The 24723-nt window shown below is 64.8% G+C and carries 21 protein-coding genes; 2 read left to right on the forward strand and 19 right to left on the reverse strand.

Features of this window, described 5'->3' with window-relative positions:
* Positions 1 to 5: 5 nt before the first annotated feature.
* The 18 genes from A6723_RS03425 to dksA form a co-directional block, all read right to left on the reverse strand.
* Positions 6 to 329, reverse strand: a complete 324-nt coding sequence (locus A6723_RS03425) for a DUF2845 domain-containing protein (protein WP_082450855.1) — start codon at positions 327 to 329, stop codon at positions 6 to 8.
* Entirely contained in the window at positions 326 to 616 is a 291-nt protein-coding gene (locus A6723_RS03430; protein ID WP_024765334.1) for a DUF2845 domain-containing protein, read from the reverse strand. The genes A6723_RS03425 and A6723_RS03430 overlap by 4 nt, the downstream gene beginning before the upstream one ends.
* A gap of 11 nt (positions 617 to 627) precedes the next feature.
* On the reverse strand, positions 628 to 3750 hold the full coding sequence (locus tag A6723_RS03435) for a DUF748 domain-containing protein (protein WP_054910619.1): 3123 nt from the start codon (positions 3748 to 3750) through the stop codon (positions 628 to 630).
* A gap of 100 nt (positions 3751 to 3850) precedes the next feature.
* Positions 3851 to 4465, reverse strand: a complete 615-nt coding sequence (locus A6723_RS03440; protein WP_054910620.1) for a response regulator transcription factor — start codon at positions 4463 to 4465, stop codon at positions 3851 to 3853.
* Between the two features lie 191 nt (positions 4466 to 4656).
* Complete coding sequence (locus A6723_RS03445; protein WP_054910621.1) at positions 4657 to 5835, reverse strand: acetyl-CoA C-acetyltransferase; 1179 nt, start codon at positions 5833 to 5835, stop codon at positions 4657 to 4659.
* 99 nt (positions 5836 to 5934) lie between these two features.
* Complete coding sequence (locus tag A6723_RS03450) at positions 5935 to 6813, reverse strand: oxygenase MpaB family protein (protein WP_054910622.1); 879 nt, start codon at positions 6811 to 6813, stop codon at positions 5935 to 5937.
* A gap of 82 nt (positions 6814 to 6895) precedes the next feature.
* Entirely contained in the window at positions 6896 to 8833 is a 1938-nt protein-coding gene (gene acs / locus A6723_RS03455) for an acetate--CoA ligase (RefSeq protein ID WP_064979556.1), read from the reverse strand.
* A 245-nt stretch (positions 8834 to 9078) separates the two neighbouring features.
* Positions 9079 to 10743: a glucose-6-phosphate isomerase gene (pgi, locus tag A6723_RS03460; protein WP_054910793.1), complete on the reverse strand. Its 1665-nt coding sequence runs from the start codon at positions 10741 to 10743 to the stop codon at positions 9079 to 9081.
* Positions 10744 to 10832: 89 nt separating this feature from the next.
* The gene (gene panD / locus A6723_RS03465; protein WP_045216800.1) at positions 10833 to 11213 is read right to left on the reverse strand and encodes an aspartate 1-decarboxylase; all 381 of its coding nucleotides are present in this window, start codon (positions 11211 to 11213) and stop codon (positions 10833 to 10835) included.
* A 122-nt stretch (positions 11214 to 11335) separates the two neighbouring features.
* Positions 11336 to 12187 carry a pantoate--beta-alanine ligase gene (gene panC / locus A6723_RS03470; RefSeq protein ID WP_054910794.1) on the reverse strand — a complete coding sequence of 284 codons (852 nt, stop codon included), beginning with the start codon at positions 12185 to 12187 and terminating at the stop codon, positions 11336 to 11338.
* Positions 12187 to 12984, reverse strand: coding sequence for a 3-methyl-2-oxobutanoate hydroxymethyltransferase (gene panB / locus A6723_RS03475; RefSeq protein WP_054910795.1), 798 nt, complete (start codon positions 12982 to 12984; stop codon positions 12187 to 12189). The genes panC and panB overlap by 1 nt, the downstream gene beginning before the upstream one ends.
* A gap of 141 nt (positions 12985 to 13125) precedes the next feature.
* Positions 13126 to 13611 carry a 2-amino-4-hydroxy-6-hydroxymethyldihydropteridine diphosphokinase gene (gene folK / locus A6723_RS03480; RefSeq protein WP_054910796.1) on the reverse strand — a complete coding sequence of 162 codons (486 nt, stop codon included), beginning with the start codon at positions 13609 to 13611 and terminating at the stop codon, positions 13126 to 13128.
* Positions 13608 to 15011: a polynucleotide adenylyltransferase PcnB gene (locus tag A6723_RS03485; protein WP_054910797.1), complete on the reverse strand. Its 1404-nt coding sequence runs from the start codon at positions 15009 to 15011 to the stop codon at positions 13608 to 13610. Before A6723_RS03485 ends, folK begins: the two co-directional genes overlap by 4 nt.
* Positions 15012 to 15765: 754 nt before the next feature.
* Positions 15766 to 17202: a sigma-54 dependent transcriptional regulator gene (locus tag A6723_RS03490; protein ID WP_054910798.1), complete on the reverse strand. Its 1437-nt coding sequence runs from the start codon at positions 17200 to 17202 to the stop codon at positions 15766 to 15768.
* Between the two features lie 26 nt (positions 17203 to 17228).
* Entirely contained in the window at positions 17229 to 20180 is a 2952-nt protein-coding gene (locus A6723_RS03495; protein WP_054910799.1) for a sensor histidine kinase, read from the reverse strand.
* A complete protein-coding gene (locus A6723_RS31610) occupies positions 20164 to 20340 on the reverse strand; it encodes a hypothetical protein (protein ID WP_015478907.1) in 177 nt (58 codons plus the stop codon). Before A6723_RS31610 ends, A6723_RS03495 begins: the two co-directional genes overlap by 17 nt.
* Positions 20341 to 20539: 199 nt before the next feature.
* Complete coding sequence (gene gluQRS, locus A6723_RS03500; RefSeq protein ID WP_054910800.1) at positions 20540 to 21427, reverse strand: tRNA glutamyl-Q(34) synthetase GluQRS; 888 nt, start codon at positions 21425 to 21427, stop codon at positions 20540 to 20542.
* Positions 21428 to 21495: 68 nt separating this feature from the next.
* Positions 21496 to 21939 carry an RNA polymerase-binding protein DksA gene (gene dksA, locus A6723_RS03505; RefSeq protein WP_015478905.1) on the reverse strand — a complete coding sequence of 148 codons (444 nt, stop codon included), beginning with the start codon at positions 21937 to 21939 and terminating at the stop codon, positions 21496 to 21498.
* 333 nt (positions 21940 to 22272) lie between these two features.
* Between dksA and A6723_RS03510 the strand changes: the two genes are divergently transcribed.
* Both A6723_RS03510 and sfsA read left to right on the forward strand, forming a co-directional pair.
* On the forward strand, positions 22273 to 23445 hold the full coding sequence (locus tag A6723_RS03510) for a pyridoxal phosphate-dependent aminotransferase (protein WP_054910801.1): 1173 nt from the start codon (positions 22273 to 22275) through the stop codon (positions 23443 to 23445).
* On the forward strand, positions 23445 to 24152 hold the full coding sequence (gene sfsA / locus A6723_RS03515) for a DNA/RNA nuclease SfsA (protein WP_054910802.1): 708 nt from the start codon (positions 23445 to 23447) through the stop codon (positions 24150 to 24152). Before A6723_RS03510 ends, sfsA begins: the two co-directional genes overlap by 1 nt.
* 56 nt (positions 24153 to 24208) lie before the next feature.
* Here sfsA and A6723_RS03520 read toward each other — a convergent pair whose 3' ends face one another.
* Positions 24209 to 24538, reverse strand: coding sequence for a Rieske 2Fe-2S domain-containing protein (locus tag A6723_RS03520; RefSeq protein ID WP_054910803.1), 330 nt, complete (start codon positions 24536 to 24538; stop codon positions 24209 to 24211).
* Positions 24539 to 24723 lie beyond the last annotated feature (185 nt).

Consider the following 24723-nt stretch of genomic DNA (forward strand, 5'->3'; position numbering starts at 1 on the left):
GACTGTCAGTTACCGCTGCGCTTGCTCTGGATGTCGCTCAGCCGATTGCCCTCGAAGCGGACGAAATACAACATGCCGCTCCAGGGGCCGTAGATCCATTCCTCCACGGCCACTTCCATGGACTCGCCGTAGCGGGGGCCAGGCACCTGCTTGTAACCCAGGAAGGAGCGGCTGACTGGCTCGCCGCAGCGGCTGAGCACGTCGCTGGTGACGTCGCCGGTGCTGATGAGCTTGCTATTGCAGCGCAAGCTGGCGGCCTGCGCGTCCAGCGCAATGACAGTGAGCGGTAACACAAGCGCGGCCAGGCGCAGAGCGAAGGTGGTCTTCAATTGCGTTTGAACTCGATGCTTTTGAGTTTGTTGGCCTCAAAGGTGAGGATGTAGCTGGTGCCGTTGCGCGGACCGTACACCCACTCCTCGACCCGGTACTCGCGGTGGTCGTAGCCGCTGAGGGTATAGCCGACTTCATCGCGGTGATCCGGCGCGCCGCACTTCTGCTCGACTTCCCAGGCACGGTCGCCGGCGTTGATCAGGGAACTACCGCAGCGCATGCTTTCCGCCTGGGCGCCCGCCGCACAAAGCAGCAGGGCGCAGGACATCCAGGTCAGGGCTTTCATCGAACGACTCCTTACTCGCTATCGAGGTGAAGCTGGGTGGCCACGTTGCCACCATTCTCCGCTTCGCCGAAGCTGACGTCGATGAGGTAGATACGGTCGTCCCCCAGGCCCCCCTTGCTGACCAGATAGTCCTTGATCTGGGTCGCGCGCTCCTGACCGAGCTTGCGCAGCAGCAATTGGCTGTCGCTCCAGGAGTCGAGCACGGCCTGGCGCATCTTCGCCGAACGCTCGTCCTTGCTCAGGTCCTGCCACTCCGCCGGAGGTTGTTTCTTCAGGCGCGCACGGTAGACGCCTTCGAGCAGGATCGGCTGCAGGTCCTCGGGGACTTCCAACTGGCTGGCGTCACTGGGCACCTTGTCGCCGCGGCGCTGCAACATGCTGTAGTAGTTCTTCTGGTATTCCTGTTTCAGGCGCTTGTCGGCCAGCAGCGGGCCATCGCTGGCTGCGGCGGCGACACCTTCGACTTCCAGCTTCAGGGCCGGGCGCTGCTTGAGCGCGCCGACCAGTTTGTCGAGGTTGGCCTGGGCGGCGGAATCCAGCTCGCTGGAGCCCGGCGCGAAGGTCACGCTGCCCAGGTCCTCGTCGCCGCCGCCGGCGAGCCCGGCGATGAATTTGAAGGGTGCCTGCACCGCGCGTACCACCAGGTTGCGCAGGGTCTGCCAGACGATGGGCATGACGCTGAACTGTGGGTTGTTCAGGTCGCCCTCCACCGGCAGCTGGATATCGATGTTGCCGTTGGCGTCCTTGAGCAGCGCGATCGCCAGTTTCACCGGCAGGTCCACAGCATCGGGGCTGTCGACCTTCTCGCCCAGTTGCAGGTGTTCTACCAGCACCTTGTTGTCGGCCTTCAGCTTGCCCTGGGTGATCTGGTAGTGCAGGTCCAGGTTCAGCCGGCCCTTGCGGATGCGATAGCCGGCGAACTTGCCGGAGTAGGGCGTCAGGGTGGTCAGCTCGACGCGCTTGAAGCTGGTGGCGATGTCCAGCTTCTCCAGCGGCGAGAAGGGGTTGAGGCTGCCCTTGATGGTGACCGGGGCGTACTTGTCGACCTTGCCCTTCACGTCCACCGAGGCGGGTGTCGGATTGCGGTTGTCGATGGTGCCGATCTCGCCGCCCAGCTGCTGGATGGCGGTGGCGAAGTCCGGGCGCAGGGTCAGGTCGGCGAAGTTGGCCGACCCGTTGTTGATCTTCACTCCGCCGATGCGGATGCCCAGCGGCTTGCTGTTGCCACTGCCGCCTTTGTTCGCGGAGGGCGATGCGGATTCTGGCTGCGCGATGATCAGTTCGCTGACGTTGGTGCTGCGGTCCTCGTTGATGATGAAGCGTGCGTAGGGCTCTTCCAGCGACACCGTCTGGATCACCAGGCTGTCGCCATGTTTGTAGGCCAGGCCGTCGAGGGTCAGCTTGGTCCATTTGACGAAGTCGCGGTTCTTGAGGGTGTCCAGGGTGTGCAGCTGGGTGACCTGGGCGCTGCCGTTGACGCTGAAAGCCAGCGGCTCGGTGCCCTTGAGGTCGACATCGAGGTCGCTGGCCAGCAGGCCGCTGCGCAGTTCCAGGCGGATGAACGGATCGATGTAGGCCTGGGCGACGCGCAGGTCGATGTCGCGCGTGGAGACCTTGAGCTTCGCGCTGACCGGGTTGGGGATGACCTGGCCGCTGGCCTCGATCTGGCCGCGAGGGCCGAGACCGGTCTTGAGCTTGAGCTGCAGGGGTGAGGTCAGGCCGCTGTCGAGGTTCTGCAGGTCAAGGTCCAGCGGGCCGACTTCGAGATTCACCGGCTTGCTCGGTGCGCGATCGGCCAGGTGGGCCTTGTAGCCGCGCAACTGGGTGTCGCGCAGGACCACGTGCCAGGTCTTCTTCGGCTCAGCCGGTGCGGCGGGGTGGGTATCTGCGGGCCGGGGTGCAGTCGTGGTAGCGGCTGCTGGCGGCGCCTTGGCTGTATGGTTGTCCGAAACCGTGGGGGCCTCGGCCGCCGGCTGCTCCTTGGCGGCCTCCGCAGGGGACGTTTGCGGCTGGCCGGCGACAGTCTCGCCGGACGCTGCCTTGGCTTCGCTGGCGGGCTTCTCGGCAGGCTTCTGCTCGGGAGCGGCTTGCGCCTGGGGAGTTGGTTCCTCGGGGCGCTTGTAGGGTTTGAAGTCGGCGAAGAGCTTCTGCCAGTCCAGCTGCCCATCCTTCTCCCGCGCCGCCCAGGCTTCCAGGCCCTGGCTGCGGATCTGGCCAACGATCACTTCCTGCTTGGCGAGGTCCAGCGTGGTTTCGGCGACATCCAGGGTGGCGAGCTTGGCCAGCGGCTTGCCATCCGGCGATGCCAGGTCGAGGTCGCGCAGCTTGATGGCCGCCTTGTCGAGCAGCAACTGGGTGTCTTTCGACAGGTCCAGGTGGTAGTCGGAGGCGACGCTGAGAATGCCGTTGTTAAGGTTGAGCGGAGCGTTGTCACGCACATAGGGCCACCAGGCCTTCAGTGGCACGCCGTCCAGAGTGAAGCTGCCCTTGGAGGTGAAGGGCACGATGCTCAGGTCGCCTTTCCAGTCGAGCTTGCCGCCGTGCGGGCCGGTAGCGACCAAGGTCATTTCGGCGCCGTCGTCGGGCAGCGTGCTGAGGTTGTGCAGCTCGAACCCCAGAGGGTCGAAGACGAACTCCACCGGCTCGCTGGGGCGACGGTCGAGGAAGTGCAGGCTGCCCTCGGCCAGGCGAATGCGGTCGATGCGCAGCGGGAAGGGATCGCTCGGCTCCGCCGGCGGTGGGGTCGGTTCGCTGGGGGGCAGCTTGAACAGCTTGGTGAGATTGAGCGTGCCGTTCTCGGCGAACAGCAACTCGGTGTGCGGCGCATCCAGTTCGACATCCGCCAGGTGCAACTGGCGCTTCCACAGGCTATCGAGTTCGAGGTTGGCGTAGAGGCGGCGGAAACGTACCTGTTCCTGCCCCTCTTCGCCCAGGTGCAATCCCCAGAGGGTGAGTTCCAGGCTGAAGGGATTGAACTCGATACGTTCCAGGCGCGCCGGGCCGGTCGAGTATTGAGCCAGTTGTTGGTTGGCTACACGCAGGCCAATGCCGGGAAGGATAAGAAAACCCAGCAGGCAGTAGAGAGAGACCAGCAACAAGACCGCGCCGATGGCGCGTTTCAATCCTTTGGGCATGGCGAGAGTCGTTTCCGTCGTGACGTGCAGAACCAGTATGGCACGGCTGGGATGGTTCGATTCGAAAGTCGCCTTCGGACGCGGTTTTCAGTGATGTCTGTCAGTCGTTCAAGCGATTGGTGCGGGCGAACTCAACGAGGTCCACGAGGCTTTCGAGGTTCAGCTTCTCCAGAATGCGCGTCTTGTAGGTGCTGACGGTCTTCTGGCTGAGGAAGAGCTCCTCGGCGATGTCCTTGTTGCTCATGCCTCTCACCAGGCTGCGCAGCACCACCAGTTCGCGTGGCGTCAGGCTGGCCACCGGGTCGGCGTTCTTGTCGATGCTCAGTGCCTTTTCCGGGAAGCAGCGATAGCCCGACACCAGCATGCGGGCCGCATTGAGAATGGCGCTGGTGTCCTTGTTCTTGCTGACGAAGCCATGCGCACCCGCGGCTTCGACCTTGCTTGAGTACAGGCGTTCATCCTGCGAGCTCAAGACCAGCAGGCGGATGTTCTCGTCAAAGATGTGGATGCGCGCCAGCAGGTCGAGGCCGTCCATCCCCGGCAGGTTGAGGTCCAGTATCACGAGGTCCGGACGTTCCTTGCGGACAGCGTCCAGGCCGCCATGGCCATCGGCTGCCTCGCGTGCTACTTCGAACTGTGGATCCTGTTCAAGCAGCGAACGGATCGCCAGGCGCATCGCGGGGTGATCCTCGATCAGCACCACACGTTTCTTCATGGTTGACTCCCTGAGTCCAAATGATTGCGCGCATTGATCTTGAAGATAGACCAGTTGTTCAAGCACCTACGGAATATTCCTATGCGTAGGACCGAAAGCATGCGGGAAGTCAACTTGGGAGGGCATGGGCCTGCAAGCGTGCGTGGAGACTTGCTGTGCAGAAGGAATTCTGCTCAGCAAATCCAGGTAGGTCAGCGCTGCAGCGCCAGCGCTACACCTTGGCCACCGCCGATACAGAGCGTGGCGAGGCCCTTTTTCACGTCGCGTCGCAGCATCTCGTGCAGCAAGGTGACCAGCACGCGGCAGCCTGATGCGCCGATGGGGTGGCCGAGGGCGATGGCGCCACCGTTGACGTTCACCTTCGCGGCATCCCAGCCCAACTCCTTGCCCACGGACAATGCCTGGGCGGCGAATGCCTCGTTGGCCTCGATCAGGTCCAGTTCGGCGAGCTGCCAGCCGGCTTTCTCCAGGCAGCGGCGGGTAGCCGAGACCGGGCCGATCCCCATGATGGCAGGGTCGACACCGGCGTTGGCATAAGCGGCGATGCGGGCCAGGACCGGCAGGCCCAGTTCCGCAGCCTTGGCCGCGCTCATCAGCAACACGGCGGCCGCGCCGTCATTGAGGGTCGAAGCATTGCCGGCGGTGACGCTGCCGTCTTTCTTGAACGCCGGCTTGAGCTTGGCCAGGGATTCTGCGGTGGTGCCGGCGCGGGGCTGCTCGTCGGTGTCGAAGCGCAGGGCTTCGCCCTTGCGCTGGGGAATCTCGATGGCGGTGATTTCGGCCTTGAAGCGACCCGCTTCAATGGCCTTGGCGGCCTTGCGTTGCGATTCGGCGGCGAAGGCATCCTGGTCCTCCCGGCTGATGCCGTACTTCTCCACCAGGTTTTCGGCGGTGATGCCCATGTGGTAATCGTTGAATGCATCCCACAGGCCGTCCTGAATCATGCTGTCGACCAGTTTGGTGTGACCCATGCGCAGGCCGGTACGGGCGCCAGGCATGACGTAGGGGGCGAGGCTCATGCTTTCCTGGCCGCCGGCGATGACGATATCGGCGTCACCACAGCGGATGGCCTGCGCAGCCAGGTGCAAGGCCTTGAGCCCGGAGCCGCAGACCTTGTTCACCGTCATCGCCGGCACCGTGTTGGGCAGGCCAGCGGCAATGGATGCCTGGCGCGCCGGGTTCTGGCCGGCACCGGCTGTCAGTGTCTGGCCGAGGATGACTTCATCCACCCGGGCCGGATCCAGGCCGGTCTGTTGCAGCAGGCTGCGAATCACCGCGGCGCCCAGTTCATGGGCCGGCAATGTGGCGAGCGAACCCTGGAAGCTGCCGATGGCGGTACGGGTGGCAGCGACGATGACGACTTCTTGCATGACGCGAATCCTCTGGCTGGCGCGGCAACGGCCGCAGCGAAGGAGCATGGTTGCACGCTCGCCGCCGGCTCACCACCCTCCGAACCGAGTGGTCACGCTTCAGCGCAGAGGGGGCAGGCCCATGCGCCGGCGCGCGCGGTGCAGCGAACCGTTGCGTACCGCCCAGCGCAACAGCGGCACGCTGCGCTTCACGCTGGAACGGATCAGCTGGCGCTGCAAACTGCCGAGGCTCAGGCCGAGCTGGTCAGTCGCCCAGTCCGGGAGCAGGTCGATGCCGGCGCGCATCATCAGCATGCCGAAGGGCTTGGCGAGGAAGCTGGGGGCAGGGGCGTTGAAGAGCACGCTGACCACTTCTCGGGTGCGTTCGTCGTAGCGAAGCTGTGGGCGCATGCGTTGCAGGTAGGCAGCAACCTCCACCCGCGAGCGCGGGACATTGCGTGCACCGAGGCGCTCGGCGATCAGGGCTATCTCGTCGTAGTAGCGGTCCTGTTCTTCGCCGGAAAGATTCGGGTTCAGGTAGCGCAGGTGCGAGGCGAGGAAGCAGCTGACTTCGGCGACGTGCACCCAGGTGAGCAAGTCCGGGTCGCTGGCCGCATAGGGGGTGCCGTCGGGAAGGGTGCCGTGGACGCCGTCGTGGATGCGGCGCACGCGCTCGATCAGCCTCTCGGCGTCACCGCGCGAACCGTAGGTGGTAGCGGAGATGAACTGCCCGGTGCGGCGCAGGCGGCCGAGCATGTCGGCGCGGAAGTTGGAGTGGTCCCACACTCCACCGAGCGCGGCCGGATGGAGCATCTGCAGGAGCAGGGCACTGATGCCGCCAATGAGCATCGAGCTGAAGTCGCCATGGACTTTCCAGCTGATGGATTCCGGCCCGAACAGGCCGGGGTCGCCCTTGGGCGACTCGAAGTCGACCCCGCCCAGAGCGAGGCCGGTCAGGCTGAGTACCTGACTTTCGATATGACGGCGAACGGTTTCCATTGCGGCGGACAGGCCTCAGGGCAAGGACGACAGGTCTGTTCCATAAACCTAGCATCTTTGCGCCCTCGGCCTGTAGCGCAGGTCAACGGTTGAGGCGGTTGTTGATCAGCCCCTGGACCACGCTGGGGTCGGCCAGGGTCGAGGTATCGCCGAGGTTTTCCAGTTCGTTGCAGGCGATCTTGCGCAGGATGCGCCGCATGATCTTGCCCGAGCGCGTCTTGGGCAGGCCCGGCGCCCACTGCAGCATTTCCGGCTTGGCGAAGCTGCCGATCTCCTTGCTTACCAGGGCCAGCAGTTCCTGCTTGAGTGCGTCGCTGGGCTCGATGCCGTTCATGGTGGTGACGAAGGCATAGATGCCCTGGCCCTTGAGGTCGTGCGGATAGCCGACCACGGCGGCCTCGGCGACCGAGTCATGCAGCACCAGCGCGCTTTCCACCTCGGCGGTGCCGATGCGATGGCCGGAGACGTTGATCACGTCGTCCACACGGCCGGTGATCCAGTAGTAGCCATCCTCGTCGCGGCGCGCGCCGTCGCCGGTGAAGTAGTAGCCGGGGTAGGGTTTGAAGTAGGTATCGATCATCCGCTGGTGATCACCATAGACACTGCGGATCTGACTGGGCCAACTGGCTTTCACGGCGAGTACGCCGGAGCCGGGACCATCGATTTCCTTGCCCTGCTCATCCAGCAGCACCGGTTGCACGCCGAAGAAGGGGCGGGTCGCCGAGCCGGGCTTGAGGTCGGTGGCGCCGGGCAGCGGAGTGATCAGGATGCTGCCGGTTTCGGTCTGCCACCAGGTGTCGACGATGGGGCAGCGCTTCTCGCCGACGACTTCGTAGTACCACTCCCAGGCTTCCGGGTTGATCGGCTCGCCCACCGATCCGAGCAGGCGCAGGCTGCCGCGGCTGGTCTTCTGCACGGGAGCGTCGCCTTCGCGCATCAACGCGCGGATGGCGGTGGGCGCGGTGTAGAAGATGTTCACCTGGTGCTTGTCGATCACCTGCCAGAAGCGCGAGGCGTCCGGGTAGTTCGGCACGCCTTCGAACATCAGCGTGGTGGCGCCGTTGGCCAGCGGGCCGTAGACGATGTAGCTGTGCCCGGTGACCCAGCCCACGTCGGCGGTGCACCAGTAGATGTCGCCATCGTGGTAATCGAATACGTACTTGTGGGTCATCGCCGCGCCCAGCAGGTAGCCGCCGGTGGTGTGCAGCACGCCCTTGGGTTTGCCGGTCGAGCCGGAGGTGTAGAGGATGAACAGCGGGTCCTCGGCGTCCATCGGCTCCGGTGCGCAGTCCTCGCTGGCCTCGCGGAGGGCCTCGTGGTACCAGAGGTCGCGGCCTTCGACCCATGGGATCTCGCCCTGGGTACGCTCGACCACGACCACGGTGGACACGTTCGGGCAGTCCGCCAGGGCTTTTTCCACGTTCTTCTTCAGCGGGACGTACTTGCCGCCGCGCACGCCTTCGTCGGCGGTGATCACGGTGCGGCAATCGGCATCGTTGATGCGGTCACGCAGGGCGTCCGGGGAGAAACCGCCGAACACCACCGAATGGATCGCACCGATCCGTGCGCAGGCCAGCATCGCGTAGGCAGCTTCGGGGATCATCGGCATGTAGATGCAGACCCGGTCGCCTTTCCCGACACCGCGGCTCTTGAGCACATTGGCCAGGCGGCAGACATGGCTGTGCAGCTTGCGGTAGGTGATGTTGGCGGATTCGGCCGGGTTGTCGCCTTCCCAGATGATCGCGACCTGCTCGGCGCGCTGTTCGAGGTGGCGGTCGATGCAGTTGTAGGTGACGTTGAGCTCGCCGCCCTTGAACCAGGTCGCCTGGCCCTTCGCGAGGTCGCCGTGGTGTACCGAGTGCCAGGGCTTGAACCAGTCGAGGAAGGTCTTGGCCTGCTCGCCCCAGAAGGTATGCGGGTCGTCTACCGACTGCTGGTAGAGGCGCTGGTAGGCATCGTTGTCGAGGTAGGCACGCTTGCGTACGGCCTCCGGCACGGGGTGAAGGCTGATCTCATGCATGGGGAATCCTTGTTGTTGTTTAGCCGAGATGCCCCAAGGGTGCATCCAAGGCAAGGCGGGTTCAAGGGTTGTCCATGCAGTTTCGACGCGCCACGAGACGGGAACGTTCCCGCGCGGGTGTTCTGATCGGCGTTGCAGAGCGCTATGCGCAGAGGGTGGGGAAGGGCGGATGGAGCTGAGGGGGATGGCGAAGAGGGCCGTGCCGAGCAAACGGGTGAGCAGGCGCTCACCCGTTCGTAAAGCCATCAGCCGCGGTGACGGCCGCGGAAGAAGTCGATCAGGCCCTGGGTGGAACCGTCCTCGGCCGCGCTTTCCTCGCTGCCGACCAGGCGGCCGTAGACTGCCTTGCCCAGCTCCTTGCCCAGTTCCACGCCCCACTGGTCGAAGGCGTTGATGCCCCAGAGGATGCTCTGCACGTAGACCTTGTGCTCGTACATGGCGATCAGCGCGCCCAGGCGGCGGGCGCTGATGCGCTCCAGCACCAGGGTGTTACTCGGGCGGTTACCCGGGATCACCTTGTGCGGCGCCAGGCGCTGCACTTCGGCCTCGCCCACGCCCTTGGCGCGCAGTTCGGCCTCGGCTTCGGCGCGGCTCTTGCCGACCATTAGCGCCTGGCTCTGCGACAGGCAGTTGGCGTACAGCCACTGATGGTGATCGGCCACCGGGTTGTAGCTGGACACCGGGACAATGAAGTCGGCCGGGATCAGGTGGGTGCCCTGGTGCAGCAACTGGTGGTACGCGTGCTGGCCGTTGCAGCCCACGCCGCCCCAGATTACCGGGCCGGTGCCGGCGGACACCGGGGTGCCGTCCTGGCGCACGCTCTTGCCGTTGGACTCCATGTCCAGCTGCTGCAGGTGGTCGGTGATGTTCCGCAGGTAGTAGTCGTAGGGCAGGATCGCGTGGCTGCGGGCGCCCCAGAAGTCGCCATACCACACGCCGAGCAGGCCCAGCAGCACCGGGATGTTCTTCTCGAACGGCGCGGTGAGGAAGTGCTGGTCCATGCTGTAGGCGCCGGACAGCAGCTCCTTGAAGTTGTTGATACCCACCGACATCGCGATTGGCAGGCCGATGGCTGACCACAGCGAGTAACGCCCGCCGACCCAGTCCCACATCGGGAAGACGTTTTCCGGGCGAATGCCGAAGGCGGAAGCGGCTTCCTTGTTGCTGGAAACGGCGATGAAGTGGCGGTACAGCTCCGCCTCGCTGCCGCCCTGGGCCAGGTACCAGGCGCGGGCGGCCTGAGCGTTCTTCAGGGTTTCCAGGGTACTGAAGGACTTCGACGAGACGATGAACAGCGTGGTCTCGGCGTTGAGCTTGGCGGTCATCTCGCGGAATTCACTGCCGTCGATGTTCGCCAGGTAGTGGCAACGCACGCCTTTCTGGGCGAAGGGCAGAAGCGCTTCGGAGACCAGCTGCGGGCCGAGGAAGGAGCCACCGATACCGATGTTCACCACGTCGGTGATCGGCTTCTCGGTGTAGCCGCGCCACAGGCCGTTATGCACGGCGGCGACCAGTTCGGTCATCTGGTGCAGCACGCGGTGCACCTCGGGCATCACATCGTTGCCGTCCACCAGCACCTTGTCGCCGATAGGGCGGCGCAGCGCGGTGTGCAGCACCGGGCGGCGCTCGGAGGCATTGATCACCTCGCCGCGGAACATGGACTGGATGGCCTCGCCCAGCTTGGCTTCCTCGGCGAGCTTCACCAGCAGGTCGAGGGTGTCCTGGCGGATCAGGTTCTTCGAGAAGTCGAGGAACAGGCCGCAGGCGCTGAGGGAGAAGCGCTTGAAGCGCTCCGGGTCCTCGGCGAATGCCTCGCGCATGGTGAAGTTCTGCAGATCCTGGCGATGTGCGGCCAACGCCTGCCAGCTCGCCAGTTTGGTGGCATCCAGCGGGGTGAGGTGGTGTTCCATGACGTACCTTCGGGTGAGACGTGCGTGTTTGAGCTTGAGGCTTTCGAACGGGAAAGATGCCCGGTGGTTCCGGGCATCGTCTCTTCGGATCAGGCGAGCTGGACCGGGATCGCGTTGCTGGTATGGCTCAGCTCGTTACCGGGAGCCATGTACAGCATGCGCGGTTTGTAGCCTTCCAGCTCGGCATCGCTGAACTGAGCGTACGCGCAGATGATTACCCGGTCACCCACCTTGGCCTTGTGAGCGGCGGCGCCGTTGACGGAAATCATCCGCGAACCCTCCTCGCCACGAATAGCGTAGGTGGTGAAGCGTTCGCCGTTGTCGACGTTGTAGATCTGGATCTGTTCGTACTCGCGGATTCCGGCGAGATCGAGCCATTCGCCGTCAATCGCGCAGGAGCCTTCATAGTCGAGCACGGCGTGGGTGACTTCGGCGCGGTGCAGTTTGGCTTTGAGCATGATGCTCTGCATGACGTGGCTCCTGTTTTTCTTCTGGTCGAGGAGAGCGGGGCGAGTATGCCCGAGCACCTGAAGTCGCTCAAGGCCGCGGTTGGCGCGGCTTCGAGGCGAAAATTCGGGTGTCGGGCGGGGAATCAGTCGATGTGGAAGGCGAGGTTGTCGATCAGCCGGGTGGTGCCGAGGAAGGCGGCGACCAGGATCACCAACTGATGGTCTTGCGCGCTGGCCGGGTGCAGGCCGGCGGGCTCACGGGCCTCCAGGTAATCGATGCGCAGGCCGGCGTCCTCGATCTGCCGACGACCCTCGGCCAGCAGGGCAGGGAAGTCACGCTCGCCCTGGCGGATGCGCTCGGCGAGTTGCTTCAGCGTGCGCTGCAGCACCGGCGCGACGGCGCGTTGCTCTTCGGTCAGGTAACCGTTGCGGGAGGACAGCGCCAGGCCATCCTCCGCGCGCACGGTCGGCTCGCCGAAGATCTGGATCGGCAGGTTCAGGTCACGCACCAGCTTGCGGATCACCGCCAACTGCTGGAAGTCCTTCTCACCGAACAGCGCCATGTCGGGCTGGACCATGTTGAACAGCTTGCAGACCACGGTGGCGACGCCATCGAAGTGGCCCGGTCGGCTGCCGCCGCACAGGCCCTCGGAGACGCCAGTCACGTGCAGGCGGGTCTGGCCGTCCATGCCGTCCGGGTACATCTCCTCGACGGTGGGGGCGAACAGCAGGTGGCAACCGGCACTGAGCAGCTTCTCCTGGTCGGCGGCGAGGGTGCGCGGGTACTTGTCCAGGTCTTCGCTGGGGCCGAACTGCAGCGGGTTGACGAAGATGCTGGCGACCACGAAATCGGCGCGCTGGCTGGCCTTGGTCACCAGCGCGGCGTGGCCGGCGTGCAGGTTGCCCATGGTCGGCACCAGCGCGATGCGCTTGCCTTCGCTACGGGCGCGCGCCACAGCGGCACGCAGCTCGCGGACTGTCTTGACTGTGTTCATCAGGCGAAACCGTGCTCCGGGCCAGGGAAGGTACCGTCCTTCACGGCCTTCACATAGGCAGCGAATGCGGACTGGATATCGGGCTGGCCTTCGAGGAAGTTCTTCACGAACTTCGGCGAGCGACCGGACAGCGACAGGCCAAGCATGTCATGCATCACCAGCACCTGGCCGTCGGTGCCGGCACCGGCGCCGATACCGATGACCGGGATCTTCACGGCTTCGGTGATTTCCTTCGCCAGGGCGGACGGTACGCACTCCAGCAGCAGCACAGCAGCGCCAGCCTGCTCCAGGGCAATGGCATCGGCACGCAGCTGGCGCGCCTGGTTTTCCTGGCGGCCCTGGACCTTGAAGCCGCCGAACAGGTTGACGGCCTGCGGGGTGAGGCCCAGGTGTGCGCATACGGGGATACCCATCTGGGCCAGGCGGACGATCGGCTCGGCGAGCCAGGAGCCGCCTTCGAGCTTGACCATATGGGCGCCGGCCTGCATCACCTTGACCGAGTCGCGCAGCAACTGGTCCAGGGAAGTGCCGGATTCGAACGGCAGGTCGGTGACGATCAGTGCGCCCTTGTTACCGCGTTTGACCGCGGCGGTGTGGTAGGCCATGTCTTCGACGGTCACCGGCAGCGTACTGTCGTGACCTTGCAGCACCATACCCAGGGAGTCACCGATCAGCAGCATTTCGGCACCGGCCAGGCTGGCGGTGTGGGCGAAAGTGGCATCGTAGGAGGTCAGCATCGCGATCTTTTCGCCGCTTTGCTTGAGACCTTGCAGGGTGGTCAGGGTGACATCAGGCATGAAAGTGTCCTCGGTTCTGCGCCGGGCAGGGGCAAACGGGGCCCTATAGTCCGGATCGAAAAAGGCGAAGTCAATTGCAGGTGTTACCGGACTGTTACGGCGTTACTGTCAGTGCGCCCCACACCTGGGGCGCAGCATGCCTCAGGACAGGCGCTCGAGGCCGCTGAACGGACAGGCGGCGAGCAGCTCGGGCAGGGTACGACCGTCGGGGAAACGCAGTTGTGGGGCCAGGTCTGCCAGCGGGTAGAGCACGAAGGCGCGGGCGTGCATGTGGTAGTGCGGGACGGTGAGGCGCGGCTCGTCGATCACCCGGTCACCGAACAGCAGGATATCGAGATCGAGGGTGCGTGGTCCCCAGCGCTCGTCCTTGCGTACGCGCCCTTGTTCCAGCTCGATGGTCTGTAGGGCATCCAGTAGGGCAAGTGGCTCCAGGTCGGTATCCAGCGCGGCCACGGCATTGACGTAGCGTGGCTGGTCCGGCGGGCCCAGTGGATCGCTGGCGTACAGCGGGGAAACCACCGCTACCTTGCTGGCGGGAATCTGCGCCATGGCCTTCAGTGCGGCTTCCAGCTGCTGGCGCGGCTCGGCGAGATTGCTGCCGAGCCCGATGTACACGCGCTCGCTCATTCGCTGCTGGTGCCTTCGGTGCGTGGGCCGCGGCGGCGGCGGTTGTTACCGCCACGCCGGCGCTTGCGCGGGGCTGCGCCGGCTTCTTCCTGCTGGCTGGCCAGGTTGCGGATCATGCCGCGGCGCTCGCCGTCGCTGGCTTCCTGGTAGTCGGTCCACCAGTCGCCGAGACCGCCGGTTTCCTCGCCGGCGCTCTCGCGCAGCAGGAGGAAATCGTAGCCGGCGCGGAAGCGCGGGTTCTCCAACAGCAGGTCGGCCTTCTTGCCCTGGCGGCGCGGCAGGCGTTCCTGCATGTCCCAGATCTCGCGGATCGGAATGGTGAAACGCTTGGGCACCGCGGTGCGACGGCACTGTTCGAGGATCAGTTCGTGGGCGGCTTCCTGCATCGCGGGGATCGGCGGCATGCCGCGGTCCTGCAGTTTCAGCACGCGGGCGGGCAGGGCTGGCCAGAGCAGTGCGGCAAACAGGAAGGCCGGGGTGACCGGCTTGCCCAGGCGAATGCGCTCGTCGGTGTTGGCCAGGGCCTGGCGCATCAGCTTGCCGGCGTATTCCGGGTCATCCTTCAGCGCCTTGGCGCTCGCCGGGAACAGCGGAGCGAACAGGTCATATTCGTTGAGCAATTCGAAGGTGCGCTCGGCCTTGCCGCTGAGGAACAGCTTGAGCACCTCGTCGAACAGGCGCGCGGACGGAATTTCGTTGAGCAGCGGGGCGAGACGGCGGATCGGCGCAGCGCTGTGCTTCTCGATCTCGAAGTCCAGTTTGGCGGCGAAACGCACCGCGCGCAGCATGCGTACCGGGTCTTCGAGGTAACGCTGCTCCGGGTCGCCGATCAGGCGGATAAGGCGGTTGCGGATATCGCGCACGCCGTGTGCGTAGTCGAGGATGCGCTCGCCGGTAACGTCGAAGTACAAGGCGTTGATGGTGAAGTCGCGGCGCTGGGCGTCGTCTTCCAGGGTGCCATAGACGTTGTCGCGCAGGATGCGGCCGGCTTCGTTACGCGAAGCGTGGGCGCTGTCGGTATCGTCTTCGCTGACCGGATGGTTGGCGCGGAAGGTGGCGACCTCGATGATCTCGCGGCCGAAATGGACATGGACCAGCTTGAAGCGGCGACCGATCACCCGCGCATTGCGGAATTCGGCGCGCACCTGCTCCGGGGTGGCGCTGGTGGCTACGTCGAAGTCCTTGGGCGGAATGCCGAGCAGCGGGTCTCGTACGCCACCGCCGACGATGTAGGCCTGGTAGCCGGCCTTCGTCAGGCGCTCCACGACGTTCACCGCGTTCCTGCTGAACTGTTCCCGCCGCAGCGAGTGCTGATGATTGCCAACGACTTCCGGAGTAGTGCGGACAGCGCGCGGACGGCGCAATGGGGATCGGATGGACTGGATCAGCTTTTTCAGCATGTGTGCACTATCGGGAATGGGTGTATGGATGGCGTCTGCAGCGCCGCGTGTTCACGGCGTTTCCTGGAGGATAGCGGGTGCCTGTTGCTGCCTGGAAACAATTGGCAGCAAATCGTCTGCCGTCTGCGCCGCGGCGATTCTAGCATTGTGGGGTGGGATGATGAAGAAAACTGGGGAAAGGGACTTGCGGGGAGAAGGGGAGAGGGTGTAGCGAAAGCTACTGGGGGAGCCGAGGCTCCCCCCCAAATAGGTGCGTGCTTTGTTTTTATTATGATTACCGGGCTTGTTGTTTTTGTTTGTAGACCCGACCCTCGAAGCTACGTGCTTCGGGGAACCTTCCACACTTGGAAGGTGTTCAATAGCAAACGGATTGCTTTGGTCGCTGAGTGAGCAATGATCTTGCGATCCAACCAGTTTTGCGTGCTGCCTCAAGACAGTTTTATTCTTCTTGACTGGTTGCGGGACTGCTCCCGACGGCTACCCTTCTCCAAAAGAATCAGTTAGCTGCGCCTCCGCGATTTTGTTTTTGTTGTGCTGGAGTCGTTTCGTCTTGTTCTTATTTTGAGTGGTCGTGCTTGTTATTGTTGTTGTACCAATAACAAAGCAGATGCCGTGCCAACTTTTGCGAATCCTTATTTTTCAAGGGTTTGCGAGGATTCACCTCCGAACGACAGGCACAAAAAAGCCGGGTTTCCGTTACCGATGAACCCGGCTTTGTTACGGAGCATGTCTCCGGTAACAGTGTGGTGACCTGTTACGAGTCCGCCGCAGCACCCGATTTGCGGCGTGGGATGCCCAGGCGCTGGCGACGTTCCCACAGGCATTTGCGGCTGATGCCCAGTTTGCGGGCCAGCTCGGTCTCGGTCATGTGGTCCTGGTGTTCGAGGACGAAGTGCTGGAAGTAGTCCTCCAGCGACAGATCCTCGGTGGGCTCGTGATTGCTGGCGCTGCCGTTGGTCGGGCGCAGGTCGCCGTCATCGCCGAAGTCGTCTTCCAGATCGTCCAGCTCGATGTCGATGCCCAGCAGGTCGGCAGGGATTTCCTGGCTTTCGCTGAGGATCACAGCGCGCTCGATGGCGTTCTCCAGTTCGCGCGCGTTACCCGGCCACGGGTAGTGACGGATGGCCTGTTCGGCTTCGTGAGAGAAGGTCAGCGCCGGGCGCCCCATCTGGGAGCACTGGCGCGCCAGGAAGGAGCGAGCGATTTCCATGACGTCGGCTCCGCGCTCGCGCAGGGGCGGCAGCTTCAGCGAGATCACGTGCAGGCGGTAATAGAGGTCTTCGCGGAACTGGCCGGTCTTGGCCAGCATTTTCAGGTCGCGGTGGGTGGCAGCGATCAGGCGGACGTCGACCTTCTGCGACTGCACCGAGCCGACCCGGCGGATCTCGCCTTCCTGCAACACGCGCAGCAGGCGCGCCTGGGCTTCCAGCGGCAGTTCGCCGATCTCGTCGAGGAACAGGGTGCCGCCGTCGGCGGCTTCCACCAGGCCCGCACGGCCCGCGCTGGCGCCGGTGAATGCGCCTTTCTCGTGGCCGAACAGTTCGGATTCGATCAGGGTTTCCGGGATCGCGGCGCAGTTCACCGAGATCAGCGGCGCCTTGGTGCGCTTGGACAGGTTGTGCAGCGCACGGGCGACCAGTTCCTTGCCGGTACCGGACTCGCCCTGGATCAGCACGTTGGAATCAGTCGGCGCGACCTTGCGGATCTTGGTGTAGAGCTCCTGCATGGGCGGGCAGGAGCCGATGATGCCGATATCGCCATCCGCGGCGGCGGTGTTACCGCTGCTACGCTCGGCGGCCTTGGCGTTACCGCGGGTTTCGGCGGGAGCGTTACGGTTCTCCTGGCGATCCTTGAGGATGCGCGCCACAGCCTGGAGCATCTCGTCGTGGTCGAACGGCTTGGCGATGTAGTCCACCGCGCCCATCTTCATCGAGTCCACCGCCGAGCGCAGACTGGCGTAGCTGGTCATGATCAGCACCGGGGTGCCCTGAGCCAGCTTGATCAGTTCGGTGCCGGGGGCGCCGGGCAGGCGCAGGTCGCTGACGATCATGTCGAACGACGGGATGCTGTAGCGCTCCTGTGCCTCCTGCACCGAGCCAGCCTCGCTGACCTGGTACTGGTTCCGCTCGAGCAACCGTCGCAGGGCGGAACGGATGATGGTTTCGTCTTCGACGATGAGGATATGTGCCATGTATTCAGCTCTCTCGACGTGCTCGTTTACTGCTCGGCCGTCGGGCCAGGATGCCGCGGCAAGGTGACGCTGATGCGGGTACCGCATTCGCGTTCCGGGTCTGCCGGGCTGTCTATGGTGATTTGCCCATAATGCTCTTCCACGATCGAATAGACCAGCGCGAGGCCCAGGCCGGTTCCTTTGCCCGGGTCCTTGGTGGTGAAGAACGGCTCGAACAGGCGGTCGATGATCGATTTGGGTATGCCGCTGCCTTCGTCCTCGACGATCAGGTCGACGGTTTGCTCGGAGGCTTCGCTGCGCACGCGGATCGCGCCGTTGGGCGGCGAGGCATCACGAGCGTTGGAGAGCAGGTTGATCAGCACCTGCGCGAGGCGCTGAGAGTCGCCTTCCACCCAGTGTTCCGGGTCGCACAGGTTGAAGAACTGCACATCGACACTGCGCTTGTTCAGCGAGAGCAGGCCGATGGCTTCCTGGGCGACGTCCGCCAGGCATACCGGCTCGGCCGCAACCTGTTTGCCGCCGGCGTGGGCGAAGCTCATCAGTGACTGCACGATGCGCGAGACGCGCTTGGTCTGCTCGAGGATCTGCCCGCTGATCTCGGTCAGTTCGCTATCGCCCTCGCGCTCTTCCCGCAGGTTCTGCGCCAGGCAGGCGATGCCGGTGATGGGGTTGCCGATCTCGTGGGCCACACCGGCGGCCAGGCGGCCGATGGAAGCCAGGCGCTCGGAGTGGATCAGTTTGTCTTCCAGGGACTGGGTTTCGGTGAGGTCTTCCACCAGCAGTACCAGGCCGCTGTTACCGGGCGCGAGCGGTTCCTCGATCGCCGCCTTGTGCAGGTTCAGCCAGCGGGTCTGGCCTTCGATGGACAGACGCTGCTTGTGCAGGTGTTCGTCGGGCGCATCGATGAAGCCTTCCAGCAGGCCGCGCCACGGGTCGGGCAGGGCGGCCAGGCGGGAGCCGACCACGCGTTGCGCGCTGACGCCGGTGAGGTCCTCGATGGCGCGGTTCCACATGAGGATTTCCTGGTCCTTGGCCAGCGAGCAGACGCCCATGGGCAGGTCCTGCAGGGTCTGGCGGTGGTAGCGGCGCAGGGTGTCGAGTTCGGCGGCCAGGCCGGTGAGCCGGGAGTGGTAATCCTCCAGGCGGCTCTCGATGAAGTGGATGTCCTCGGTGACATAGGCTTCGCTGCTGGCCTTGTAGGGCAGGAAGGTTTCCACCATGTCCTGCGCCACGCTCGGGCCCATCAGGCCGGAAAGGTTCGCTTCGATGCGGTCGCGCAGACGGCGCAGGGCATAGGGGCGGCGCTCGTCGAAGGGCAGGTGCAGGTCGCGCAGGGCCTGCTCCACCTCGCGCTGTGCAGTCTTTGCGCCCAACGGTTTGGCCAGCTGGCTGGCGAACTCCTGCGGGGAGACGGCGATCAGCTCGCGGCGCTGCGGGCGGCGGACATTGTCCACGGCGCAGGCTTCGGCGGCGCCCTTCTCTTCATCGCTGGCTTCGGTGAACAGCGAAACCAGGGTGAACACCAGCACGTTGGCGGCCAGCGAGGCGAGCGCCGCAAGGTGCCAGGTGGTGTCGTCCAGTACGTAGAGCGAGTTGAACAGCGGCAGATAGATGCTCTGCATGTTCGCGACCAGCGGGGTGAGCATGGTCGCGCCCCACACCAGCATTCCCGCCACCAGGCCGGCAATGAAGCCGCGGCGGTTGGCGGTCGGCCAGTAGAGCACGGCCAGGGCGCCGGGGAGGAACTGCAGGGTGGCGACGAAGGAGACGATGCCGAGGTTGGACAGGTCCTGCTCGGCGCCCAGCAGCAAGTAGAAGGCATAGCCGGCCATGATGATCGCGGCGATCAGGGCGCGGCGTGTCCATTTCAGCCAGCGGTAGATGTTGCCCTCGGCTGGAGGCTGGTAGAGCGGCAGCACCAGGTGGTTGAGCACCATGCCCGAGAGCGCCAGGGTCATCACGATAATCAGGCCGCTGGCGGCGGAGATGCCGCCGATGAAGGCGGTCAGCGCCAGCGCCGGGCTGTCCACCGAGATGCCCAGGCCGAGAGTGAAGTACTCCGGGTTGGTCGAGGCGCCCAGGTGCAGGCCGGCCCAGAGGATCGGCGGCACTGCCAGGCTCATCGGCAGCAGGAACAGCGGCAATCCCCAGCTGGCGCTGAGCAGCGAGCGCGGGTTGAGGTTCTCGGTGAAGGTCATGTGGAACATGTGCGGCATCACGATGGCCGCGGCGAAGAACACCAGCAGCAGCGTGCGCCACGGGCCTTCGGCGAGTGGCGTGTGCAGGGTGCTCAGCGCTTCCTGGTTCTGCAGCAGCCAGACTTCCAGGCCGTCGGGGCCGCCGAATACGCCATACAGCGCGAACAGGCCGATGGAGCAGAGCGCCACCAGCTTTACCAGCGACTCGAAGGCGATCGCCATCACCAGCCCTTCGTGGCGCTCGCGGGTGGCGATATGGCGCGCGCCGAAGAGAATGGCGAACAGCGTGATCAGCGCGCAGAACGCCAGCGCCGCGCGGTTGGGCTCCGACTCGCGGGTGAGGATGCTGATCGAGTCGGTGACCGCCTGGATCTGCAAGGCCAGCATCGGCAGCACGCCGATCAGCATGAACAGTGTGGTCAGCGCGCCGGCCCAGGTGCTGCGGAAGCGGAAGGCGAACAGGTCGGCCAGCGAGGACAGCTGGTACGCCCGCGTGATGCGCAGGATCGGATAGAGCAGCACCGGGGCAAGCAGGAAGGCTCCGGAAACGCCCAGGTAGATCGCCAGGAAGCCGTAGCCGTACTGGTAGGCCAGCCCGACCGTGCCATAGAACGCCCACGCGCTGGCATACACGCCCAGCGACAGGGTGTAGATCAACGGGTGGCGCACCAGCCGGCGCGGGATGAAGCCGCGCTCGGTGATCCAGGCGACACCGAAAAGGACCATCAGGTAAGCGGCGCTGATCAGGATCAGCTGGGTGAGGCTAAAGCTCGTCAGCATCGCGCTGGCTCTGCAGGATGAAGGTGACGACGATCAGGATCAGCCACAGCAGATACGGGCGGTACCAGGCGCCGTGGGGATCGATCCACCAGTCCATGATGGCCGGTGAGAACAGGTAGATGCCCACGACCAGGAGCAACACCAGTCGGTAGATGTACATGTCGTCTCTCTCTTGGTTCGGCGGGCAGGCTACCTGTGCGCACAGTCGCCGGCAAGCCGGCCCGGCTCTTGCCGAAGGGGCGGCAGACCTTGTGGGAGCGAGCAGGCTCGCGAACAAGCCCCCGCAGCGGGATTCGGGTTCGCGAGCAAGGGCTAGGCGCCCCACTCGGTCCTGCGAAGAGCCGCTGCTGTTTACCAGTCTAGAGCTGCGCGTCTTCCAGCGTCAGGCTATGGGGGATGGCTTCGGCATTCCAATGCCTGATGCCCCAGGTGAGGACATCACCCGGCGCGCTTTGCGCCAGCCCCGCGGGCGGATTCTGACCCAGCGCCTTCAGCGCGCGCACCAGCAGCGGGGCAGCCTGTTCGGCCTCCAGCGGCGGTGAGCGATAGGATTTGCCCAACTTGTGGCCGTCGGGCTGGATGATCAGCGGGACGTGCAGGTAGCGCGGCGCGGCGATGCCCAGCAGTTCCTGCAGATAGAGCTGGCGCGAGGTGTTGTCCAGCAGGTCGGCGCCGCGGACGATGTCGGTGACACCCTGCCAGGCATCGTCCAGCACCACCGCCAGTTGATAGGCGAACAGCCCGTCGCGGCGGCGGATGATGAAGTCACCCACTTCGCGGCCCAGATGCTGGTGGAATTCGCCCTGCAGGCGGTCGGTGAAGCGATAGTCCAGTTCCGGCACGCGGATGCGGATGGCGACGTCGCCGTGCCAGTCATGCTGGGCGTCGCGGCAGGTGCCGGGATAGATGCCGTTGCTGCCTTCGAGTTGCTTGCGCGAGCAGGTGCAGGCGTAGGCCAGGCCGCTGCGCAGCCATTGTTCGACTTGCGCGGAGTAGGCTGCGTGGCGGTCGCTCTGGCGCTCCACCGGGCCGTCCCACTCGAAGCCGTAGCGTTTCAGGGTTTCCAGGATGGCCGCCTGGGCACCGGGCATTTCCCGTGGCGGGTCGAGGTCTTCCATGCGCACCAGCCACTTTCCGCCCACCGAGCGCGCATCCAGGTAGGAAGCGACAGCGGCCACCAGCGAGCCGAAGTGCAGGTAGCCGCTGGGCGTGGGGGCGAAGCGTCCGATGTACTGGGTGGCGGGCATGGCGGCTCTTCAGATGGAAGCAGAAACGAAACGGGGCGCCGCAGCGCCCCGTTCGGGATCAACCAGGCTCAGGAGCCCAGCTGCTTTTCCTTGATTTCCGCCAGGGTCTTGCAGTCGATGCACAGGGTGGCGGTGGGGCGGGCTTCCAGACGGCGGATGCCGATCTCGACGCCGCAGGAATCGCACCAGCCGTAGTCGTTGTCTTCGATCAGTTGCAGGGTCTCGTCGATCTTCTTGATCAGCTTGCGCTCGCGGTCGCGGGCGCGCAGCTCGAGGCTGAACTCTTCTTCCTGGCTGGCACGGTCGGCCGGGTCCGGGAAGTTGGCCGCTTCGTCCTGCATGTGGTGCACAGTGCGGTCCACTTCTTCCATCAGCTCAACTTTCCATTTGTTGAGGATGGAGGTGAAGTGCGCGCGCATGCGATCGCTCATGTACTCCTCGCCCTTGGTTTCCTGGTAGGGCTCGAAGCCACGAATCAGTTGGCTGCTCTGTTGTTTTGCTTTGGTGGGCATGGATGACCGCCTCTCACTCTCGCTAATCCTCTCGCGGATGGTCCCTCTCCGGCACCGCCGGCCCCGCGCTCGCAGCGGGCGAACTTACCAGAACGATAACGGGGACGCTACTCCCGGTTGTCGAGGCTGGCAGTGCCCGCACATACCTGACCGCCAGCTTGCCGACCCACTGGTCACGACCAGCGGGTTTCTCGGCAAACCTTTGCAGGATCGCTGGTGTTTGCCAGACGTAGCCTGCAAGTTCCCAGGCGCCGCGCTGTCTGTGCGCGGCTGCCCAGTATTCATCAGTGGCCTGTTAGAATCCTGGCTCTGTCGCAAAGTTCGGAATATTGCATGGCCACCACCTTCAGTGCGCGCAGTCGCGCCATCGAACCCTTCCACGTCATGGCGCTGCTGGCGCGGGCCAACGAGCTGCAGGCCGCGGGCCACGACGTCATCCACCTGGAAATCGGCGAGCCGGACTTCACTACCGCGGCGCCCATCGTCGAGGCCGGGCAGCAGGCCCTGGCAAATGGTCACACGCGCTATACCGCCGCACGTGGCCTGCCGGCTCTGCGCGAAGCCATTGCCGGCTTCTACGCCCAGCGCTACGGCCTGTCGATCGACCCGCAGCGCATCCTCGTCACGCCCGGCGGCTCCGGCGCCCTGTTGCTTGCCAGCAGCCTGCTGGTGGATCCGGGCAAGCACTGGTTGCTGGCCGATCCGGGGTACCCATGCAATCGCCATTTCCTGCGCCTGGTGGAAGGCGCCGCGCAACTGGTGCCGGTCGGCCCGGAGAGCCGTTACCAGCTCACCCCGGAGCTCGTCGCACGGCACTGGGATCAGGACAGTGTAGGCGCTCTGGCCGCATCGCCGGCGAATCCTACGGGCACCCTGTTGCACAAGGATGAACTCGCCGCGCTGTCGTCCACGCTCAAGGCGCGCGGCGGCCATCTGGTGGTGGACGAGATCTACCACGGCCTGACCTACGGCATCGACGCGTCCAGCGTCCTGCAGGTGGATGACGACGCCTTCGTCCTCAACAGTTTCTCCAAATATTTCGGCATGACCGGCTGGCGCCTGGGCTGGCTGGTGGCACCGCCGGATGCAGTGGGGGAGCTGGAGAAGCTGGCGCAGAACCTCTACATCAGCGCGCCGAGCATGGCCCAGCACGCCGCGCTGGCCTGCTTCGAGCCGGCCACCCTGGCCATCCTCGAGGAACGCCGCGAAGAGTTCCGCCGCCGCCGTGACTACCTGCTGCCGGCATTGCGCGAGCTGGGTTTCGGCATCGCCGTGGAACCGGAAGGTGCCTTCTATCTGTACGCGGACATCAGCGCCTTCGGCGGTGACGCCTTCGCCTTCTGTCAGCACTTCATCGAGACCGAGCACGTGGCCTTCACGCCTGGCGTCGACTTCGGGCGTTACCAGGCGTCGCACCATGTGCGTTTCGCCTATACGCAGAGCGTCGAGCGCCTGCAGCAGGCGGTGGAACGCATTGCCCGCGGCCTCAAGACCTGGCGTCCCTGATGCGCTTCGAGCCGGCGCTGGAAGAGGCGCGCCTGATCAAACGCTACAAGCGCTTCCTGGCGGACATCGAGACCGCCAGCGGCGAGTTGCTCACCATCCACTGCCCGAACACCGGCTCGATGATCAACTGCATGAGCGAAGGTTGCCGCGTCTGGTTCAGCCGCTCCGATGATCCCAAGCGCAAGCTGCCCGGTACCTGGGAACTGGTGGAGACGCCGCAGGGGCGCCTGGCTTGCGTTAACACCGGGCGTGCCAATCGGCTGGTGGAAGAGGCGCTGCTGGCCGGTACGGTGACCGAGTTGGCCGGCTTCGATGAGCTGCGCCGCGAGGTTGCCTACGGACAGGAAAACAGCCGCGCGGACTTCCGCCTGATGTACGCCGGCAAGCCGGTGTTCGTGGAGGTGAAGAGCGTGACCCTGGGCTTCGACGACACCACCGTCGCCGCCTTCCCCGACACCGTTACCCAGCGCGGCGCCAAGCACCTGCGCGAACTGGCGGCGCTGGCGCGCGACGGTATGCGCGCGGTGCTGCTGTATGCGGTGAACCTGTCGGAGATCGAAGCGGTGCGCCCGGCGAAGGAGATCGATCCGGCCTATGCGGCGGCGCTGGCCGAGGCGCGTACTGCCGGAGTGGAAGTGCTGGCGTATGGGGCGCGGATTGATACCCAGGAGATGTTTCTGGACCGGCCGCTGAGGGTGTTGCTCTAGTCGCTCGGCTGTTGCTCTGGTGTTGGGCTTGCTCGCGAACCGGCCCGGAACCGTTCCTATCCTTGGTCGCTTTCGTCCAGCCAGATCCCCTGTTCATCCTCCCGGCAGGGCAGCGCTTGCAGAACATCCCCCAGGCACGGCCCCTGGATGCACTCGCCGGTCTCGATCAGGAACAGCGCACCATGATGGCCGCATTGCAGCAGGCGGCCGCTGGCATCGAGAACGTTCTCGGCGTCGTAGCCCAGGGGAATTTCCCGGTGCGGGCAGCGGTTGCGGTAGGCGTACACGCGGCCTTCGCGGCGCACGGCGAAGAGGTTCAGGCCGGCGGCCTTGAAGCCCCGGCTCTGGCCTTCGGCCAGGTCATGCGGGGCGCAGAGCAGGATCATTCGACACGGTCTCCATCAGGGCGGCCATTATCCGCGCGTGGATGGCAGGACCGGAAGAGGGTGCACTTCCGTGTGCTGAAGTCGGTGCTCGCCGGGAGCCCGGCGAAATCGGCGCCGACCTTAAGCCTCTCTGCAATCTAATGCAAATAATTATCAAATAGATTTCCTAATTTTCCTGTGGCAAG

The sequence above is a fragment of the Pseudomonas sp. AU11447 genome, from assembly GCF_001672555.2.
Classification (GTDB): domain Bacteria; phylum Pseudomonadota; class Gammaproteobacteria; order Pseudomonadales; family Pseudomonadaceae; genus Pseudomonas; species Pseudomonas nitroreducens.

What these genes read in the sequence shown, in the direction of transcription:
- A6723_RS03490 (WP_054910798.1), bottom strand. Translation starts at nt 17,202, where the DNA reads ATGGCACATATCCTCATCGTCGAAGACGAAACCATCATCCGTTCCGCC.
- A6723_RS03430 (WP_024765334.1), bottom strand. Translation starts at nt 616, where the DNA reads ATGAAAGCCCTGACCTGGATGTCCTGCGCCCTGCTGCTTTGTGCGGCG.
- A6723_RS03450 (WP_054910622.1), bottom strand. Translation starts at nt 6,813, where the DNA reads ATGGAAACCGTTCGCCGTCATATCGAAAGTCAGGTACTCAGCCTGACC.
- A6723_RS03520 (WP_054910803.1), bottom strand. Translation starts at nt 24,538, where the DNA reads ATGATCCTGCTCTGCGCCCCGCATGACCTGGCCGAAGGCCAGAGCCGG.
- pgi (WP_054910793.1), bottom strand. Translation starts at nt 10,743, where the DNA reads ATGGAACACCACCTCACCCCGCTGGATGCCACCAAACTGGCGAGCTGG.
- A6723_RS03495 (WP_054910799.1), bottom strand. Translation starts at nt 20,180, where the DNA reads ATGCTGACGAGCTTTAGCCTCACCCAGCTGATCCTGATCAGCGCCGCT.
- panD (WP_045216800.1), bottom strand. Translation starts at nt 11,213, where the DNA reads ATGCAGAGCATCATGCTCAAAGCCAAACTGCACCGCGCCGAAGTCACC.
- A6723_RS03445 (WP_054910621.1), bottom strand. Translation starts at nt 5,835, where the DNA reads ATGCAAGAAGTCGTCATCGTCGCTGCCACCCGTACCGCCATCGGCAGC.
- A6723_RS03510 (WP_054910801.1), top strand. Translation starts at nt 22,273, where the DNA reads ATGGCCACCACCTTCAGTGCGCGCAGTCGCGCCATCGAACCCTTCCAC.
- gluQRS (WP_054910800.1), bottom strand. Translation starts at nt 21,427, where the DNA reads ATGCCCGCCACCCAGTACATCGGACGCTTCGCCCCCACGCCCAGCGGC.
- A6723_RS31610 (WP_015478907.1), bottom strand. Translation starts at nt 20,340, where the DNA reads ATGTACATCTACCGACTGGTGTTGCTCCTGGTCGTGGGCATCTACCTG.
- sfsA (WP_054910802.1), top strand. Translation starts at nt 23,445, where the DNA reads ATGCGCTTCGAGCCGGCGCTGGAAGAGGCGCGCCTGATCAAACGCTAC.
- A6723_RS03435 (WP_054910619.1), bottom strand. Translation starts at nt 3,750, where the DNA reads ATGCCCAAAGGATTGAAACGCGCCATCGGCGCGGTCTTGTTGCTGGTC.
- A6723_RS03440 (WP_054910620.1), bottom strand. Translation starts at nt 4,465, where the DNA reads ATGAAGAAACGTGTGGTGCTGATCGAGGATCACCCCGCGATGCGCCTG.
- dksA (WP_015478905.1), bottom strand. Translation starts at nt 21,939, where the DNA reads ATGCCCACCAAAGCAAAACAACAGAGCAGCCAACTGATTCGTGGCTTC.
- panC (WP_054910794.1), bottom strand. Translation starts at nt 12,187, where the DNA reads ATGAACACAGTCAAGACAGTCCGCGAGCTGCGTGCCGCTGTGGCGCGC.
- acs (WP_064979556.1), bottom strand. Translation starts at nt 8,833, where the DNA reads ATGCATGAGATCAGCCTTCACCCCGTGCCGGAGGCCGTACGCAAGCGT.
- A6723_RS03485 (WP_054910797.1), bottom strand. Translation starts at nt 15,011, where the DNA reads ATGCTGAAAAAGCTGATCCAGTCCATCCGATCCCCATTGCGCCGTCCG.
- panB (WP_054910795.1), bottom strand. Translation starts at nt 12,984, where the DNA reads ATGCCTGATGTCACCCTGACCACCCTGCAAGGTCTCAAGCAAAGCGGC.
- folK (WP_054910796.1), bottom strand. Translation starts at nt 13,611, where the DNA reads ATGAGCGAGCGCGTGTACATCGGGCTCGGCAGCAATCTCGCCGAGCCG.